17 protein-coding genes are annotated in these 17,845 nt (G+C 72.0%); 12 read left to right on the top strand and 5 right to left on the bottom strand.

Annotated elements, in window-relative coordinates:
• Nucleotides 1-100 precede the first annotated feature (100 nt).
• A complete protein-coding gene (locus V2W30_RS35730) occupies nt 101-1,579 on the bottom strand; it encodes an APC family permease (protein ID WP_338702742.1) in 1,479 nt (492 codons plus the stop codon).
• Nucleotides 1,580-1,740: 161 nt separating this feature from the next.
• Here V2W30_RS35730 and V2W30_RS35735 point away from each other — a divergent pair, with 161 nt between their 5' ends.
• On the top strand, nt 1,741-2,445 hold the full coding sequence (locus V2W30_RS35735; RefSeq protein ID WP_338702743.1) for a TetR/AcrR family transcriptional regulator: 705 nt from the start codon (nt 1,741-1,743) through the stop codon (nt 2,443-2,445).
• A gap of 24 nt (nt 2,446-2,469) precedes the next feature.
• Here V2W30_RS35735 and V2W30_RS35740 read toward each other — a convergent pair whose 3' ends face one another.
• The gene (locus tag V2W30_RS35740; RefSeq protein ID WP_425244638.1) at nt 2,470-3,609 is read right to left on the bottom strand and encodes an endonuclease/exonuclease/phosphatase family protein; all 1,140 of its coding nucleotides are present in this window, start codon (nt 3,607-3,609) and stop codon (nt 2,470-2,472) included.
• Nucleotides 3,558-4,250 (bottom strand): M15 family metallopeptidase, encoded by a 693-nt coding sequence (locus V2W30_RS35745; RefSeq protein ID WP_338702745.1) that lies wholly within the window; start codon nt 4,248-4,250, stop codon nt 3,558-3,560. Before V2W30_RS35745 ends, V2W30_RS35740 begins: the two co-directional genes overlap by 52 nt.
• A gap of 87 nt (nt 4,251-4,337) precedes the next feature.
• Here V2W30_RS35745 and V2W30_RS35750 point away from each other — a divergent pair, with 87 nt between their 5' ends.
• Nucleotides 4,338-5,015 (top strand): response regulator transcription factor, encoded by a 678-nt coding sequence (locus V2W30_RS35750; protein WP_338702746.1) that lies wholly within the window; start codon nt 4,338-4,340, stop codon nt 5,013-5,015.
• Nucleotides 5,012-6,172 carry a HAMP domain-containing sensor histidine kinase gene (locus tag V2W30_RS35755; RefSeq protein WP_338702747.1) on the top strand — a complete coding sequence of 387 codons (1,161 nt, stop codon included), beginning with the start codon at nt 5,012-5,014 and terminating at the stop codon, nt 6,170-6,172. Before V2W30_RS35750 ends, V2W30_RS35755 begins: the two co-directional genes overlap by 4 nt.
• On the opposite strand, the gene V2W30_RS35760 is transcribed toward V2W30_RS35755, so the two are convergent.
• Nucleotides 6,169-6,894: a FadR/GntR family transcriptional regulator gene (locus tag V2W30_RS35760; RefSeq protein ID WP_338702748.1), complete on the bottom strand. Its 726-nt coding sequence runs from the start codon at nt 6,892-6,894 to the stop codon at nt 6,169-6,171. The two genes, V2W30_RS35755 and V2W30_RS35760, sit on opposite strands and share 4 nt — an antisense overlap.
• Before the next feature lie 240 nt (nt 6,895-7,134).
• On the opposite strand from V2W30_RS35760, the gene V2W30_RS35765 reads away from it, so the two are divergent.
• Genes V2W30_RS35765 through V2W30_RS35800 form a run of 8 tightly spaced genes read left to right on the top strand, consistent with a single transcriptional unit; the run spans nt 7,135 to nt 15,146 of the window.
• Complete coding sequence (locus tag V2W30_RS35765; protein ID WP_338702749.1) at nt 7,135-8,235, top strand: sugar ABC transporter substrate-binding protein; 1,101 nt, start codon at nt 7,135-7,137, stop codon at nt 8,233-8,235.
• Nucleotides 8,232-9,755, top strand: coding sequence for a sugar ABC transporter ATP-binding protein (locus V2W30_RS35770; protein ID WP_338702750.1), 1,524 nt, complete (start codon nt 8,232-8,234; stop codon nt 9,753-9,755). Before V2W30_RS35765 ends, V2W30_RS35770 begins: the two co-directional genes overlap by 4 nt.
• Before the next feature lie 17 nt (nt 9,756-9,772).
• Nucleotides 9,773-10,813, top strand: coding sequence for an ABC transporter permease (locus tag V2W30_RS35775; protein ID WP_338702751.1), 1,041 nt, complete (start codon nt 9,773-9,775; stop codon nt 10,811-10,813).
• A gap of 47 nt (nt 10,814-10,860) precedes the next feature.
• Complete coding sequence (locus V2W30_RS35780; RefSeq protein WP_338702752.1) at nt 10,861-12,216, top strand: L-fuconate dehydratase; 1,356 nt, start codon at nt 10,861-10,863, stop codon at nt 12,214-12,216.
• Nucleotides 12,213-12,980: an SDR family oxidoreductase gene (locus tag V2W30_RS35785; protein ID WP_338702753.1), complete on the top strand. Its 768-nt coding sequence runs from the start codon at nt 12,213-12,215 to the stop codon at nt 12,978-12,980. Before V2W30_RS35780 ends, V2W30_RS35785 begins: the two co-directional genes overlap by 4 nt.
• Nucleotides 12,981-12,985: 5 nt before the next feature.
• Entirely contained in the window at nt 12,986-13,978 is a 993-nt protein-coding gene (locus V2W30_RS35790) for an aldo/keto reductase (protein WP_338702754.1), read from the top strand.
• Nucleotides 13,975-14,289: an L-rhamnose mutarotase gene (locus V2W30_RS35795; RefSeq protein ID WP_338702755.1), complete on the top strand. Its 315-nt coding sequence runs from the start codon at nt 13,975-13,977 to the stop codon at nt 14,287-14,289. Before V2W30_RS35790 ends, V2W30_RS35795 begins: the two co-directional genes overlap by 4 nt.
• The gene (locus V2W30_RS35800) at nt 14,286-15,146 is read left to right on the top strand and encodes an amidohydrolase family protein (RefSeq protein ID WP_338702756.1); all 861 of its coding nucleotides are present in this window, start codon (nt 14,286-14,288) and stop codon (nt 15,144-15,146) included. Before V2W30_RS35795 ends, V2W30_RS35800 begins: the two co-directional genes overlap by 4 nt.
• Here V2W30_RS35800 and V2W30_RS35805 read toward each other — a convergent pair.
• Entirely contained in the window at nt 15,107-16,513 is a 1,407-nt protein-coding gene (locus V2W30_RS35805; protein ID WP_338702757.1) for a lipase maturation factor family protein, read from the bottom strand. The two genes, V2W30_RS35800 and V2W30_RS35805, sit on opposite strands and share 40 nt — an antisense overlap.
• 94 nt (nt 16,514-16,607) lie before the next feature.
• Between V2W30_RS35805 and V2W30_RS35810 the strand changes: the two genes are divergently transcribed.
• On the top strand, nt 16,608-17,819 hold the full coding sequence (locus V2W30_RS35810; RefSeq protein WP_338702758.1) for a DUF6777 domain-containing protein: 1,212 nt from the start codon (nt 16,608-16,610) through the stop codon (nt 17,817-17,819).
• Nucleotides 17,820-17,845 lie beyond the last annotated feature (26 nt).

Raw genomic sequence — 17,845 nt, forward strand, 5'->3', positions numbered from 1 at the left:
CTCAACGTACAAAGCCACAAGGGACAGGGGGGGGACAGGGGCGTAAGGGGGTGTTCAGGTCGGGACCGCTACGGCACTGCAGAGCTACGACACTCCGGCGCTACGGGACCTCGGGGGCCGGCGCCGGCGCGGCGGCATCGGTGCCGCGCCCCGTCGCGAAGTAGGGCGAGCGCCGCCGGTACTTGGCGATCGCGGCCATCACCAGGCCGGACACGACGATGGCGGCGGGCACCGACAGCATGAACCACCCGTTGTCCGGGCTGAGTTCGAAGTCGTCGCTCATCGTCACGTACGACTTCGCGAGGTACGCCCCGATGCCGAGCAGCGCGAGCCCGCTGAGTCCCGGGGCGATGACCGCGCGCAGTGCCTCGTGCGGCGCCGTGCGCAGCAGCGGCCGGAACCGGACCGCGCAGGCCAGGGCCGTGAGGCCGTAGTAGAGGGCGACGGTCAGACCGATGGAGTTCACGGCCGCGAGGATCATCTCGTTGAGCCGGGGGATGGCGAGCGCGAGCACGGAGACGGCGGCCGCGATCGACATCACGAGGACCGTGCCGACGGCCGGCGAACCGTAGCGCGGGCTCACCCGCGTCCACACCTGGCCCATCGTGCGGTCCCGGCCCATCGCGAGCAGACCCCGCGCCGTCGGGATCACGCTGGCCTGGAGCGAGGCGACCGCCGAGAACAGCAGGGCGAGCAGCGGCAGGCTGGCCCACGGCTCGTCGGCGAGCTTCGCGCCGAGATAGGTGAGGGCCTGCGGGCCCTGCTCCAGGAGTTCGGGCAGCGACATCTCGCGCTGGAACGCCACGGACCCGTACAGGAACAGCGCGAGCATGGTGAACAGGGCGATGAACCCGCCGCGGCCCGCGTCCCGTACGTTCTTGGTCTCCTCCGTGACGCTGAACGCGGCGTCCCAGCCCCAGAAGAAGAACACCGCGAGCACCAGGCCCTGCGCGAAGGCGGTGCCGTCGTGGATGTCGAACGGGTTGAGCCACGACCACTGGAAGGCGTGCGACCCGGTGATCAGCGACCAGCCGCAGAAGCCGAGCAGCACCGCGTACTCGAAGACGAGCAGCCACGTCTGGAGGCGGGTCGCCTTGCGGACCCCGGTGACCGCGGTGACGGTGACGGCGGTCAGCACGAGCAGGCCGACCACCGTGGACAGGGCCGTCGAGTTCGGGTCCAGATCGAGCCCCAACACCGTGTGCAGATGAGCCTTGTTGGCGAACTGGAGGAACACCGAACCGGTCACGGCGCTGGTGTACGCCATGAAGACCAGGGTGCCGACCAGCGTGACCCAGCCGGTCAGGAAGCCGAGCCAGGGACCGAGCGAGCGGCCCACCCACACATAGCCGCTGCCCATGTTCGGCTCGTGCCGGTTCAGCCGGGCGTACGCCGTCGCGATGCCGAGGATCGGCACGAAGGCGACCAGCAGGATGGCCGGAGCCTGGAGTCCCACGGTCGCGGCGAGGGACCCCATGCCGATCCCGATGCTCGTCGTGGCGGCAGTGCTGGAGGCGGCGATCGCGATGCCGTCGACGACGCCGAGAGAACGTCGCAGACCTGGAGGTTCGCTTCTCATGAGCAGGCTCCTGGGGAACGGAAGAGACATGCGTGGGGGAGGAGGCTGTGATCAAACCGGGGTTGTCAGCATTGCGTCAATGGTGTTGACATAAGGGGGTGCGGGGCGGCGGAGCCCTTGGCACCGGCGGTCTCTGTGGTGTCTGCGGAAGGGGTGGCGGGATGGTCGAAGGGCGCATTCCGGAGGAGCGGCGGCGCCGCAAGCCGACGAAGTCGGGAGTGCTGCTGTCCGAGGACGTGATCGTGGACTGCGCGCTGCGCCTGGTCGGGCAGCACGGGCCCGACGCGCTGAGCGTGCGACGGCTCGGCGCGGCGCTCGGCTGCGACCCCAGCGCGCTGTACCGGTACTTCCACAACACGGACGATTTGCTGCTCGCCGTCGCCGACCGGATCATCGGCGAGACGACGCGGGGCTTCGAGCCGGACACGATGGCATGGCGCGACGGGCTGCGGGAGCTGGCCCTGCGCATCCACCGCGGCTACCGGGAGCATCCGCGGGTCGCGGCGCTCGCCGCGTACCGGGTGACGCGCCGGGTCCACGAGTTCCGGGCCGTGGACGCGGGGATCGGACTGCTGCGCCGGGCCGGATTCTCGGACGAGGACGCCGTACGGCACTACTCGGCCTTCGTCGACACGGTCCTCGGCCACGCGGCGCTCGACGCCGCGCACCTGGCGCTGCCGGTGGAACGCAGAGCGGCGGACGACCGGGCGTGGGAAGGGGTGTACGCCGGTCTGTCCGCCGAGACGCACCCCCAACTGGCCGCGGTGCGCGGGCACTTGCCGCTCATGGCGGGCAGTTCGTTCGAGGCGGCGCTCGACCTGCTGCTCTCGGCGCTGGCGGCCGCGGCGCCGACCCGGGACGGGTGAGTCGGACGCCGCGGCCCGCGGTGGTCACCAGCTGATCGTCGCCGCCACCGGCCGGTGGTCGCTGCCGGTCCTCGGCAGCAGCCACGCGCTGTCGGGCGTGACGCCCCGGACGAGGATCTGGTCGATCCTGACCATCGGGAACGCGGCGGGCCAGGTGAACCCGAAGCCGTCCCCGGCCACCTCCTGCGCCGAGTCCAGCTCCGAGGTGAGGCGGTCGAACGCGCGGTCGTCCATGGTGCCGTTCAGATCGCCGAGCAGCACCACCCGCTCGATCTTCTCGTCGGCGATCGTCCGGGCGAGCGCATCGGCGGCGGCGTTCCGCTGCCCTGTGGACAGACCCGCCCGCGGATTGACGCGCACGGACCCCAGGTGCGCGACGTACACGGCGAGGGGCCCGCGATCCGTCGTCACCGTGGTGCGGATCGCCCGGATGGAGTCGGACGAGGCGTCGACCGGTTGGCGTTCGCCCAGCGGCCCGAACATGCCCTGGAGGACCGACGCGTCGAGCGGCTCGGTGTGCGACAGCGGCAGCTTGCTCCACACCCCGACCGTGCCGAGGACGGCGTGGTGCGGATACGCCGTCGCCAGTGCCCTCTCGTACGTGACCACGGCCTTCGGCGTCATCTCCTCCAGGGCGAGGACGTCCGCGCCGGAGGCGGCCAGCGCGCGTGCGGTGCCGATCGGGTCGGGGTTCTCGGCGCCCACGTTGTGGCTGACCACGGTCAGGTCGCCGCCCGCGTGGGAGGACGTGCCGAGCAGCCCGCCGAAGAGGCTCAGCCAGGCCACGACGGGGAGCAGCAGCGCGACGACCGCGGTGGCCGAGCGCCGCCACAGCGCCGCCGCCAGAAGCACGGGGACGAACAGACCGAACCAGGGCAGGAACGTCTCCACGAGACTGCCGAGGTTCTTGAACCCGTTCGGGATCCGCGCGTGCGACAGCATCACCAGGCCCAGCAGCAGCGCGAACGCGGCGAGGACCCGGCCCCGCCGCCAGGGGCCCGGCCGGGACAGGGCGTGCAGCGCCCGGCGAGGGCGCGACGGCCCGGCACCGTCTTCTTCGGTCCGGGCCGGATCGGCGTCCCGCACCGTCGTCCGGTCTTGTTCACTCGTGGTCACTGTCGCATCCTCGGATCCTGCGTGGGGTCGGCGTACATGGTCGGGCATCCCTGGTCGCTCGCCTCGGCGCGCAGTTCGTAGTGCCACGGTTCGTTCCGGTAGATCTGGCACAGCCCGTAGGCGGCGCCGTGCGCGGACAGCCATGCCGTCGCGTCGGACTTCCCCAGGTCGACGGCGTCCCCCGAGACATGGGGCGAGGTCGCCGCGGTGGCCACCCAGCGGGCGGCCTCCTCCGCGGAGCCGTACTTCGCGACGGCCTCGTCGAGCAGGTGATCCTGGTACTCGGGCGAGCGCCAGCCGCTGTTGACGTAGAACTCCACGCCGCGGCTCCCGGCGTCGGCCGCCGCCCGGCGCACCGCCGCGAGCAGGGCGGGATCGAGGTGCGCCACCGCCGGGACCGTATCGTCGAAGACCGTCACGCCGTCGGGCACGACACCGTCCGCCACGCTCGGCGGCCCCCGGTGCTCGGGCCGCGTGGACTCCATGGGCGACGGAGCCGAGGAGGCGGAGGACGACGGCGAGGGCGCGGTGGCACGCGTCGGCGGAGAGGCGCGGGTGGACGTGTCGGGCGAGGCCGGCCACTGCTGGCCGAGCACCACGGCGATCGCCGCCGTGACGCCTGTCAGGCCGAGCACGAGGCGGCGCGTGCGACGCGTCGGCGTCCGTGCCGAGAGAGGGGTTCGAGCCATACCGGCAGTCAAGGCGGCGCGGTGTTGTGGGCCCGTATGCGGATTTCGATACGCCGACGATATGCGGCCGCTCTTAGCATCGGGAGCATGCGTGTGCTGATCGTCGAGGACGAGCTCTATATGGCGGAGGCGATCCGCGACGGCCTGCGGCTGGAGGCCATCGCGGCCGACATCGCGGGCGACGGCGACACCGCGCTGGAGCTCCTGAGCGTCAATACGTACGACATCGCCGTCCTCGACCGTGACATCCCCGGCCCCTCCGGCGACGAGGTCGCCCGGCGCATCGTCGCCTCCGGCAGCGGGATGCCGATCCTCATGCTCACCGCGGCGGACCGCCTCGACGACAAGGCCTCCGGCTTCGAACTCGGCGCCGACGACTACCTCACGAAGCCCTTCGCGCTCCAGGAGCTCACGCTCCGGCTCCGCGCACTCGACCGCAGGCGCGCCCACATCAGACCCCCGGTCCGGGAGATCGCGGGGCTGCGGCTCGACCCGTTCCGCAGAGAGGTCTACCGCGACGGCCGCTATGTCGCGCTGACCAGGAAGCAGTTCGCCGTGCTCGACGTCCTCGTCGCCGCCGACGGCGGTGTCGTCAGCGCCGAGGAACTCCTGGAGCGGGCGTGGGACGAGAACGCCGATCCGTTCACCAACGCCGTGCGCATCACCGTGTCGGCGCTGCGCAAGCGCCTCGGCGAACCCTGGATCATCGCCACCGTGCCGGGCGTCGGCTACCGCATCGAAGCGCGGCGGGACGAAGGGGGATGACGGCCGTGGACCGGGAGCCCGGACTGAGCGTCCGCCTCAAGCTCACCCTCAGCTACGCCGGATTCCTCATGGTCGCGGGCGTCCTCATGCTCCTGGCCGGGTGGGTGTTCCTGACGCGCGTGCCGCACTTCGGGTTCGTCTTCCCGCCCGAAGCCCAGCGCTCCACCCTGCGCGCCTTCGCTCCGGTCGGCGCCTTCACCATGCTGTGCCTGCTGGTGTTCGGCCTCGGGGGCGGATGGTTCCTCGCCGGCCGCATGCTCGCCCCGCTCCACCGCATCACGGACGCCACCCGCACCGCCGCCGACGGATCGCTCTCGCACCGGATCCGGCTGCCGGGCAAGGACGACGAGTTCCGTGAACTCGCCGACGCCTTCGACACGATGCTCGCCCGGCTCGAAGCGCACGTCGCCGAGCAGCGGAGGTTCGCCGCCAACGCCTCCCACGAACTGCGCACCCCGCTCGCCATCTCGAAGTCCCTGCTCGACGTGGCGCGCGCCGACCCCGACCGCGACCCCCGCGAACTCCTCGACCGGCTCGCCGCCGTCAACACCCGGGCCATCGACCTCACCGAGGCGCTGCTGCTGCTCAGCCGCGCCGACCAGCGCGCCTTCGCCCGGGAGCGGGTCGACCTCTCGCTCCTCGCGGAGGAGGCCACCGAGACGCTCCTGCCCCTCGCGGAGAAGCACGGCATCGCGCTGGAGACCTCCGGCGAGATCGCCCCCACGACCGGTTCGCCGGCGCTGCTGCTGCAACTGACCACGAACCTCGTGCACAACGCGATCGTCCACAACATCGCCGAGACGGGCGGTGAGGACACCGCGGGCGAGACGGGCTCGGTGCGGGTCACGACCGCCGTCCGGCCGACGACGGTGGTGCTCACGGTCGAGAACACCGGCGAGCGACTGGCGCCCGAGCTGGTCGCGACCCTCACCGAACCGTTCCGGCGCGGCGCCGACCGCATCCACACCGACCAGGCGGGCGTCGGCCTCGGCCTGGCCATCGTCGAGCGGATCACGCGGGCCCACGACGGCACCCTCACGCTCGCCCCGCGCCCCGCCGGCGGACTCCGGGTGACCGTGGAACTGCCCGCGGACCCGGCCAAGGACAGCCCCGAGCCCGGACCGAAGCGCGGGCCCAGGCCCGAGGGAAGACCCTAGGACCGCTCCTCGGCCGACGCCGGCCGGTCGAGCTGGGTGCGCAGCCACTGCTCGACCTCACCCACATGCGCGGCCGCCGCCGCGCGCGCCGCCTCCGGGTCGCGGGCGACGAGCGCGCGGTGGATACGGGCGTGCTCGCGCCGCGTCCGCTCGAACGCGCCCTCCTCCTGGTAGCCCCGCCAGACCCGGGCCCGGAACGTCCGCGACGACAGGCCCTCCAGGATCGCCGCCATCGTGTCGTTGCCGGCCGCCGCGGCGATCGCCCGATGGAACGCGAGATCGTGCGAGAGGATCTCCTCCGGGTCGTCCGTGGCCTCCATCGCCGCCAAGTGCTCCTCGACCTCGGCCAGTTGGGGGCGCGTGATGCGCGCGGCGGCGAGCGCCGTCGCCGTCGACTCCAGGATCCGGCGCACCTCCAGAAGCTCCACGAGCTGCGGCCCGCGGGACAGATCCGCGACGACCCCGAACGTCTCCAGGAGGTCACCGGCCTCCAGCTGCGTGACGTAGATACCCGATCCGTGCCGCGCCTCCAGGACGCCGAGCACGGTGAGCGCCCGGATCGCCTCACGCATCGAGGAGCGCGAGATGCCGAGCTGCACGGCCAGGTCCCGCTCGGTGGGCAGGCGCTGGCCCGGCTCCAGACTGCCGCCGCCGATCATCGCCTTGATCTGCTCGATCGCCCGCTCCGTGACGGTGCCCTTCTGGGGGGCGGTCTGCTCCACGATGACGTCCTCCTCCGGCCGGATGCGCCGCAGTCTAACCAGCGAAGTGGTCCGACCACTACGGAGGTGGTCGGACCTTTCTGAGGCTCCAGAGGGTCTCAGAGGCGTAAAACCCGAAGGAAATTGACGCCGAAGGGTGTTGTTCGAGCAAAGTGGTCTGATAAATATCTCGGCGCGGCCGGTTCGGGACGGGCAACACCCGGCCGCGGTCCCTGACCTCCGGAGCCGAGGAGCGGTCCGATGACTGGCACCACGAAGGGCACGAAGAGCACGAAGGTCTCCAGGACTTCGAGAGCGGGAGCGCTGCGCGTCGCGGCCCTGCTGGGGTGCGCCGCCCTCACCCTCAGCGCGTGCGGCAGCACCAAGGACGGCGCGGCAGGTGCCGCCGGCGGGGGAGGCGGCGACGGCAAGGGCAAGGTCGGCGTCATCCTGCCCCTGCTGACCTCGCCGTTCTGGCAGTCGTACAACGACTACGTGCCGAAGATGGCGACGTCCGAGGGTGTCGACGCGCTGAAGACGGTCAACTCCAACAGCGATCCCTCGCAGCAGATCACCGACATCAACAACCAGCTCAACCAGGGCGTGAAGGGCCTCGTCGTCGCGCCCCTCGACAGCGCCGCCATCGCCGCGGGCCTCGACCAGGCCGAACGCAAGGGCGTCCCCGTCGTCGCCGTGGACGTCGCGCCCGAGAAGGGCAAGGTCGCCATGGTCGTCCGCGCCAACAACGTCGCGTACGGCGAGAAGGCATGCGAGTACCTCGGCAAGCAGGTCAAGGTGGGCAAGGTCGTGCAGATCATGGGCGACCTCGCCTCGGTCAACGGCCGTGAACGCTCCAAGGCCTTCCGCGACTGCGTGAAGTCGACGTACCCGAAGCTGAAGGTCCTGGAGATCCCCGCCAAGTGGGAGTCGGACACCGCCGCCTCCAAGCTGGACACCCTCCTCAACGCCAACCCCGACCTCAAGGGCATCTACATGCAGGCGGGCGGCGTCTACCTCGCGCCCACCCTCCAGACCCTCAAGTCCAAGGGGCTCCTGAAGAAGGCCGGCACCGCCGGGCACATCGCGATCGTGTCGAACGACGGCATCCCGCAGGAGTTCGACGCCATCCGCAAGGGCCAGATCGACGCCACCGTCTCGCAGCCCGCCGACTCGTACGCCAAGTACGGCATGTACTACATCAAGGCGGCGATGCGGGGGAAGACGTTCGAGCCCGGCCCGACCGACCACGGCTCCGAGATCGTCAAGCTGCCCAACGGCATCCTTGAGGACCAGCTGCCCGCGCCGCTGGTCACCAAGGACAACGTCGACGACCCCGAGCTGTGGGGAAACACGGTCAAATGACGGCCACGACACCGCCGTTGGTCGAGGCCCGCGGCATCGCCAAGCGGTACGGGCCCACGGTCGCCCTCGCCGACGGCCGCCTGACCGTGCGCGCGGGCGAGTCCCACGCGCTGGTCGGGCGGAACGGCGCCGGCAAGTCCACCCTGGTCACCGTCCTGACGGGGCTCCAGGCCCCGGACGCGGGCACGCTGCTCTTCGACGGCGCGCCCGCGCCCGCCCTCGGTGACCGCGAGGCCTGGCGCTCCAAGGTCGCCTGCGTCTACCAGAAGCCCACCGTCGTACCGGAGCTGACGGTCGCCGAGAACCTCTTCATCAACCGGCAGCCCGGAGCCCGCCGCGGCTTCTTCAGCTGGAAGCGGCTCCACACGGAGGCCGAGAGACTCCTCGACACCTGGGACATCCGCGTCGACCCGGCCGCCCGCACCAGCGAGCTCAAGGTCGAGGACCGTCAAATGGTCGAGATCGCACGGGCGTTGAGCGGCGGCGCCCGGTTCATCGTCCTCGACGAACCCACCGCGCAGCTCGACAACAAGGAGATCGACCGGCTCTTCACACGCATGCGGGCCCTCCAGGACTCCGGCGTGACCTTCCTGTTCATCTCGCACCACCTCCAGGAGGTGTACGAGGTCTGCCAGACGGTCACCGTGCTGCGCGACGCCCGCTGGATCACCACGGCGCCGGTCGCCGAACTGCCGCGCCCCGCGCTGGTGGAGGCCATGGCGGGGGAGGCGGTCGCGGAAGCCGCCGCCGCCGCGGCCGAGGCCGTCGTCGACCAGGCCGTCGCCGACCGGGCCGCCCCGGTCGTCCTCGACGTCCGCGGGCTGAGCGCGGACACCTATCGCGCCATCGACCTGACCGTGCGCCGCGGCGAGGTCGTCGGCCTCGCCGGATCCAGCGGCAGTGGAAAGATCGCCCTCGCCGAGTCGCTCGCGGGGCTGCACACGCCGACCGCGGGCACGGCCCTGCTCGACGGGCGGCCGCTGCCGTTCGGTGACGTGCCGGCCGCGCTGACCGCCGGGGTCGGATGCGTGCCGCGCGACCGCCACGACCAGGGCCTCGTCACCGGCATGTCCATCGGCGACAACGCGACGATGACCGTCCTCGGCCGCCTGGGCCGGTACGGATTCGTCGGAACCGACCGCAAGCGTGCCGTCGCCCGCGACCTCATCGACCGCCTCGACATCCACGCCGAAGGCCCCGACCAGCCGGTCTCCGACCTGTCCGGCGGCAACGCCCAGAAGGTCGTCATGGCCAGGGCCCTCGCGAGCGACCCGCACCTGCTCATCCTCATCAACCCCACCGCAGGCGTCGACGTGAAGTCCAAGGAGTCACTGCTGCGCCGCGTCGACCACGCCCGCGACGACGGCACCGCCGTCCTCGTCGTCTCCGACGAACTCGACGACCTGCGCCGCGGCGACCGCGTCCTCGTCCTCTTCCACGGCCGGATCGTCGCGGAGCACCCGGCCGGCTGGTCGGACCACGACCTCATCGCCTCCATCGAGGGCGTTGAGGACGAGTGACCTCAAAGGAGCCCACCATGGCTGACACCAAGGCCCCGTCGGCCTCGACCCCGACCCGCACTCCACGCCCCGCCCCGCCGACGGGCGCCGCGAAGAGCGTCCTGCTGCGCAGGGCCCGCGAACTCGCCCTCGTCCCCGCCCTGTTGCTGCTCGTCGTGCTCGGCGCGATCGTCAACGACACCTTCTTCACCGAGGACAACCTCATCTCCATCCTGGGCGCCTCCGCCGCCCTCGCGATGGTCGTCCTCGCCGAGTCCCTCGTCCTGATCACCGGAAAGTTCGATCTGTCCCTGGAATCCGTCGTCGGCATCGCGCCCGCCTTCGGCGCCCTGCTGCTGCTTCCGGTCGCCCAGTCCGGATTCGGCACCGAGTTCCCCGTCGCCCTCGCCCTGGTGGCGATCCTCGTCGCCGGCGGCGTCATCGGCGCCTTCAACGGCATCCTCGTCGTCACGTTCAAGCTCAACGCGTTCATCGTGACGCTCGCGATGCTCATCGTGCTGCGCGGGCTGCTCGTCGGCGCCACCAAGGGCAAGACGCTCTTCGGCATGCCGGACGCGTTCTTCTCCCTCGCGACGACCACGTTCCTGCACATCCCGATGTCGGTGTGGCTCGCGGCCGTCTCGTTCGCCGTCGCCGGTCTGATCCTCAAGTACCACCGCGTCGGGCGCGCCCTGTACGCGATCGGCGGCAACGCCGACGCCGCCCGCGCCGCCGGGATCCGCGTCGAGCGCGTCATGCTCGGCGTGTTCGTCGTCGCCGGAGTGCTCGCCGCGGTCGGCGGCATCATCCAGACCGGGTACGTCGGCGCGATCAGCGCCAACCAGGGCAACAACATGATCTTCACGGTGTTCGCCGCGGCGGTCATCGGCGGCATCAGCCTCGACGGCGGCAAGGGCACCATGTTCGGCGCCCTCACCGGCGTGCTCCTGCTCGGCGTCGTACAGAACCTGCTCACCCTCGCCCAGGTGCCGTCCTTCTGGATCCAGGCCATCTACGGCGGAATCATCCTGCTCGCCCTGATGATCGCCCGCGTGACGACCGGCCGCGCCCAGGACTGACGCCACCACCCCGGCCGACCCTCGGCCCCCTGCCCGAAAGGCGATCCGTGCCCCCGACCACCCCGTGCATCACGGCAGTCGACACCTACGACATCCGGTTCCCCACCTCCCGGGAACTGGACGGCTCCGACGCCATGAACCCGGACCCCGACTACTCCGCCGCCTACGTCGTGCTGCGCACCGACGCCGGTGACGGACACGAGGGGCACGGCTTCACGTTCACCATCGGCCGCGGCAACGACGTCCAGGTCGCCGCGATCAACGCCCTGCGCCACCACGTCGTCGGCCGCCCGCTCGACGCGCTGTGCGCCGACCCGGGCAGCCTCAACCGCGACCTGATCGGCGACAGCCAACTGCGCTGGCTCGGGCCCGAGAAGGGCGTGATGCACATGGCGATCGGGGCCGTCGTCAACGCGGTCTGGGACCTCGCGGCCAAGCGCGCCGCCACGCCCCTGTGGCGGCTGCTCGCCGAGGCCGAACCCGAGTGGCTCGTCGCGCAGATCGACTTCCGGTACATCGCCGACGCGCTCAGCCCCGAAGAGGCCCTGGAACTCCTGCGGTCCGGCCGACGCGGGGCGGCCGAGCGCACCGCCCGCCTCCTGGAGCGCGGCTACCCCGGCTACACGACGTCCCCCGGCTGGCTCGGCTACTCCGACGAGAAGCTCACCCGCCTCGCCCGGCAGGCCGTCGCCGACGGCTTCACCCAGATCAAGCTGAAGGTCGGCGCCGACCTCGACGACGACATCCGCCGCTGCCGCACCGCCCGCGAGGCCGTCGGACCGGACATCCGGATGGCCGTCGACGCCAACCAGCGCTGGAACGTCGACGAGGCGATCCGCTGGACCCGCGCCCTCGCCGAGTTCGACCCGTACTGGGTGGAGGAGCCCACCAGCCCCGACGACATCCTCGGTCACGCGGCGATCCGCACCGCCGTCACCCCGGTCAAGGTCGCCACCGGCGAACACGTCCAGAACCGCGTCGTGTTCAAGCAGCTCCTCCAGGCCGGCGCCCTCGACATCCTCCAGATCGACGCGGCCCGCGTCGGCGGCGTCAACGAGAACCTCGCGATCCTGCTGCTCGCCGCCAAGTTCGGCGTCCCCGTCTGCCCGCACGCGGGCGGCGTCGGCCTGTGCGAACTCGTCCAGCACCTGTCGATGTTCGACTACGTGGCGCTGACCGGCACGACCGAGGACCGCGTCATCGAGTACGTCGACCATCTGCACGAGCACTTCCTCGCCCCGGTCGTCATCCGCGACGGCCACTACACGGCCCCACGGGCCCCCGGCTTCTCCGCCACGATGCGCCCGGAGTCGATCGCCGCATTCACCTACCCCGACGGGGAGTTCTGGGCCAAGGACCTCGCCACCCAGACCACCGACCACGCGAACGGAGCCGCAGCATGACCGACACCCTCCAGGACTTCGCCGGCCTCAAGGCGCTCGTCACCGGCGGCGCCGGCGGCATCGGCCGCGCCACCGCCGACCTGCTCGCCGCGCGCGGCGCCGACGTCGCCGTCCTCGACCTCGACATCAGCGCCGTGGACAAGCCGCTGCGCGGATACGTCGCCGACGTCGCGGACGACATCGCGGTGCGGGCCGCCGTGGCCGCGGCCGTCGCCGACCTCGGCGGACTCGACGTCGTCGTCAACAACGCGGGCATCGGCGCGCAGGGCACCGTCGCCGACAACGACGACGCCGAATGGCACCGCGTCCTCGACATCAACGTCCTCGGCATGGTCCGCGTGACCCGCGCCGCCCTGCCCGCCCTGCGCGCGTCCGACCACGCCGCGATCGTGAACACCTGCTCCATCGCCGCCACCGCCGGGCTCCCGCAGCGCGCCCTGTACTCCGCGTCCAAGGGCGCCGTGTACTCCCTCACCCTCGCCATGGCCGCCGACCACATCCGCGAGGGCGTCCGCGTGAACTGCGTCAACCCCGGCACCGCCGACACCCCGTGGATCGGCCGGCTCCTCGACCGGGCCGACGACCCGGCCGCCGAACGCGCCGCACTCGAAGCCCGCCAGCCCACCGGGCGGCTCGTCTCCGCCACCGAAGTCGCGGGCGCCGTCGCCTACTTGGCGAGTCCGCTGTCCGGCGCCACCACCGGCACCTCCCTCGCCGTCGACGGTGGCATGCAGGGGCTGCGCCTGCGGCCCGTGGGACAGTGACCGGCATGCGCACCCGCACCCTCGGCCGAGGCGCCCCCGTCGCCGAACTCGGCTTCGGGGCCGGCGGCATCGGCAACCTCTACACCCCGGTCCGCGACGACGAGGCGTACGACGCCCTCGACGCCGCCTGGGACGCGGGGATCCGCTACTTCGACACCGCCCCCCATTACGGCATCGGCCTGTCCGAGCGCCGGGTCGGCGAGTACCTGCGGACCAGGACCACCACCTCGTACACCCTCTCCACGAAGGTCGGGCGGCTCCTCGAACCGTCCGGCACCGGCGGTGACGACCTCGCACACGGCTTCGCGGTGCCCGCCACCCACCGCCGCGTCTGGGACTTCAGCGCGTCCGGGGTACGCCGCTCGATCGAGGAGAGCCTCGGCCGCCTCGGCCTCGACCACATCGACGTCGCGTACCTGCACGACCCCGACGACCACGCCGAGCAGGCCTTCCACGAGGCCTACCCGGAGCTGGAGCGGATGCGCGCCGAGGGCCTGGTGGACGCCATCGGCGCCGGAATGAACCAGGCGGCCATGCTCACCCGCTTCGTCCGCGACACCGACGTCGACGTCGTCCTGTGCGCCGGGCGCTACACCCTGCTCGACCAGCGGGCCCTGAAGTCGCTGCTGCCCGCCGCGACTGAACGCGGCGTGTCCGTCGTCATCGGCGGCGTCTTCAACTCCGGCCTGCTCGCCGACCCCCGACAGGGCGCCACCTTCGACTACTCGCTCGCCTCGCCCGGCGCCGTCTCCCGCGCCCTGAAGTGGAAGGCACTCGCCGAGCGGCACGGCACCACGCTCCGCGCCGTAGCGCTCGCCTTCCCCACCGGCCACCCGGCGGTCACGAGCGTCCTCGTCGGCACCCGCTCCGTCGCCGAAGTCGCGGACACCGTACGGCAGTTCACCACGCCGGTGCCCGCAGCCCTCTGGCAGGAGGCCCGCGAACGCAACCTCCTCGCCGCCGACGTCCCCACCCCCGAACGGGAGCAGCCCGCGTGAGAGTCGCCCTGCACACCACGGTCCGCGCCGACCGCATACCCGAGTACGAGGCCGCCCACCGCGAGGTTCCCGCCGAACTCGTCGCCGCCATCCGCGCGGCGGGCGCCACCCGCTGGACGATCTGGCGCAGCGGCACCGACCTCTTCCACGTCCTGGAGTGCGAGGACTACCCGCGGATGCTCGCCGAACTCGACAAGCTCCCCGTCAACATCGCCTGGCAGGCCCGCATGGGCGAGCTCCTCGACGTCGCCCACGACTACTCGGCCGAGGGCGTCGACGCCGGGCTCCCCGTGGTGTGGGAGCTGCCGTGACCGGGATCGTCGACGCCCACCACCACGTCTGGGACCTCTCCGTACGCGACCAGGACTGGATCACCGGAGCCGAACTCGCCCCGATCCGCCGCGACTTCACGATCGACGACCTCGCCCCCGAAGCGCGCGCGGCGGGTGTCACGGCCACCGTCCTCGTGCAGACGGTGACCGTCGCCGAGGAGACCCCCGAACTCCTCGCCCTCGCCGGGCGCAGCGACCTCGTCGCGGGTGTCGTCGGCTGGACCGACCTCACCCGCCCCGACGTGTCCGACACGCTCGCCGCACTGCGCCGGCTTCCCGGCGGCGAGCACCTGGTGGGCATCCGGCACCAGGTCCAGGGCGAACCCGACCCCGCGTGGCTGCGCCGCCCCGACGTGCGGCACGGCCTGACCGCCGTCGCCGGCGCCGGACTCGCGTACGACCTCGTGGTCCTGCCGCACCAGCTCCCCGCCTGTGTCGAAGCCGCGAGGGACCACCCCGGTCTCACCTTCGTCCTCGACCACGCCGGAAAGCCGCCGATAGCGGCGGGCGAGCGGGAGCCCTGGGCCACGCACCTACGGGCCCTCGCGGCGCTCCCCAACACGGTCTGCAAACTCTCCGGCCTGGTCACCGAGGCCGATCGGCGCCACTGGACCGTCGACGCGCTGCGCCCGTACGCGGACACGGTCCTGGACGCCTTCGGGCCCGAGCGCGTCCTGTTCGGCTCGGACTGGCCGGTGTGCACCCTCGCGGCGACGTACGCCGAAGTCGTCGACGCCGCACGGGAGGTGACCGGCGGGATCGATCCCGACGTCTTCGCCGGTACCGCCCGCCGCGTCTACCTCAGCCGGGTCGGCGGCAGGAAGTCCCGTACGTAGGTACGCTCCCACCACGCCCCGGTCGCGCGCAGCTCGCGCCACGTCGTGAACCGGTAGCGGTACAGCCGGGCCCGGACATGCGCCGGCGGCGCGTCCGGGAACGGGCAGTGCCGCAGCAGCCGCAGCGTGTCCCGGTCGCCCGCCAGCAGCCGCTCCACGAACGGCTCGAACCACGACCGGGCGTACGCGGGCGACAGCGCGGCGAACCACATCATCCAGTCGAGCCGCAGATGGTACGGCGCGAACTGCCGTGCCAGGCGCCGCGGATCGCCGGGCTTGCCCTTGAACTCGTAGGCCAGCCACACCGATTCGTGGCGCGGCACCTCGTCGGCCGTCCCCTCGACGACGATCTCGTGCCGCACCCGGCCGACCGTGCCGAACGCCCCATAGGTGTTGACCAGGTGCAGGGAGTCGTACGAGCGGTTCATCGACTGGCGCCGGGAGAGGAGATTGCGCACCGGCCGGTAGCTGAGCGCGGCCACCAGCGCCGTCAGGGCCAGGACGAGGACCTCGTACCAGAGCGGCGCGGCGGGCAGCTCGGGCGGCGTGCGCAGGGGAGTGAGGTCGAGGGCGGACACCGCGAGGACCACGGCGAGCCAGTTCAGCCACGCGAAGTTCCCCGACAGGATGAGCCACAGCTGCGTCACGATCATCAGCGCGACCGCCACCGACGCGACCGGCTGCGGGGTGAACAGCAGGAACGGCACGGCGAGTTGGGTCACGTGGTTCGCGCCGGCCTCCACCTTGTGCAGCGGGCGCGGAAGGCGGTGGAAGAACCAGCTCAACGGGCCCGGCATCGGCTGCGTCTCGTGATGGAAGTACAGACACGTCAGCTTCCGCCAGCACGCGTCACCGCGCAGCTTGATCAGCCCCGCCCCGAACTCCAGGCGGAACAGGACCCAGCGCAGCAGGAACAGCACGAGGACCGGCGGCGCCACCTCGTCGTTGCCGAGGAACACCGCGAGGAAGCCGACCTCCAGGAGCAGCGACTCCCAGCCGAAGCCGTACCAGGTCTGCCCCACGTTCACGATCGACAGATACAGGACCCACGGCACCAGCCACAGCAGCATCGCGCCCCACAGCGGCAGCAGCCCGTCCACCCCCGCGAGCAGACCCGCCGCGAGGGCCGCACCGGCCCAGGCGCACCCCGCGAAGAACCGGTCCGAGTAGTGCAGCCGGAACACCGTCGGCGCCCGCCGCCACGGCACCCGGGCCAGGAACCGCGGCACCGGCAGCATCCCGCGCTCGCCGATCAGCGCCCGGAACTGAAGCGCCGCCCCGACGAACGCCACCAGGTACAGCGCCGCCAGGCCCCGCTGGAAGACCAGGCGGCTCAGCCAGTAGTCGGACGCCGTGAACCACTCCACGACTCCAGTGTCCCCTCAAGGTCACCGGTTGCGGTGCCCGCCCGTCCGGTCCGCACTGGAAGGACAGACTGCCGGTGCACAGGTGGGAGAACAGGTGCGCGCTCGGACCAGGACCAGAACGTACGTCGCCGCGCTCGGGATATCCGCGGCGCTGCTGCTCGCCGGATGCTCGGGGGGAAGCGACCAGAACGCCTCCGACGGCAAGGGGGAACTCTTCCTCCAGCCCGTGGCGGCACAGGGCCCCGACCCCTTCACGGATTCGACCGCCACGTCCGAGGGGAGCCCGCCGCCCGTCACCCGAACGCCGCAACCGACCGGCAGCGCCTCCCCGAGCGCGCAGGGTGAACAGTCGTACTCCGGGGCGACCCCGGGCCTCTACGGCGGCACCCACTCGCTGGGCAGCTGCGACGTCGAGCGGCAGATCCGCTTCCTCACCACCGACCAGGCCAAGGCGTCGGCGTTCGCGCAGGCCTCCGGCATCGACCGGACCGAGATCCCCGCCTACCTGCGCGGCCTGACGTCCGTGGTCCTGCGCGTCGACACCCGCGTCACCAACCACGGCTACAGCGACGGCCACGCCACCACGTTCCAGTCCGTCCTCCAGTCCGGTACCGCCGTGATGGTCGACGGCTACGGGATGCCGCGCGTGCGCTGCGCCTGCGGCAACCCGCTCAAGCCGCCCGTCGCCTTCAAGGGCACGCCGAGCCACCAGGGACAGCCGTGGAGCGGCTACCAGCCGACGAAGGTGGTGATCGTGACGCCGGCGCCGACCGTCATCGAGAACATCACGATCATCAACATCGTCAACAACACGTGGATCGAGCGACCCATCGGCGACAACGGCCGCACGGACCACACGGTGCCGCCGCCCACCCCGACACCCGTCTCACCGACCCCGTCGCCTACGTCCCCGTCACCCTCCCCGGACGACTCCTCGACGTCCCCGGCGCCCAGCGACTCCGACAGTGACACGGCGAGCCCGGACGACGACGCCACCAGCACCGACTGCCCCACCGCGCTGCCCACCGGCACCCCGACGGGCACCCCGTCCCCCTGGCCGACCGGCTGCCCGACACCGACGAGCCAGGCCCCGGAGACGACGACCGCCCCGGACGAGCCCACCGCGCCCGACACGGGCACGGACACCGGGACGGACTCCGACCCGGCGGTGCCCCCGGACGCGACGACCGAGGACACCGGGCCCGACACCGTCCCGGACAGCCCTGACGTGCCCGACAGCGGCGGCCTGATCCCCGACGCGGGCGACGGGATGTCGTCCGTCGACGAGAACCCACTGCCGAGTTGACCGCGTGCGAGCCCCCCGCCCTGCGC

It is taken from the genome of Streptomyces sp. Q6, assembly GCF_036967205.1.
GTDB classification, from domain to species: domain Bacteria; phylum Actinomycetota; class Actinomycetes; order Streptomycetales; family Streptomycetaceae; genus Streptomyces; species Streptomyces citrinus.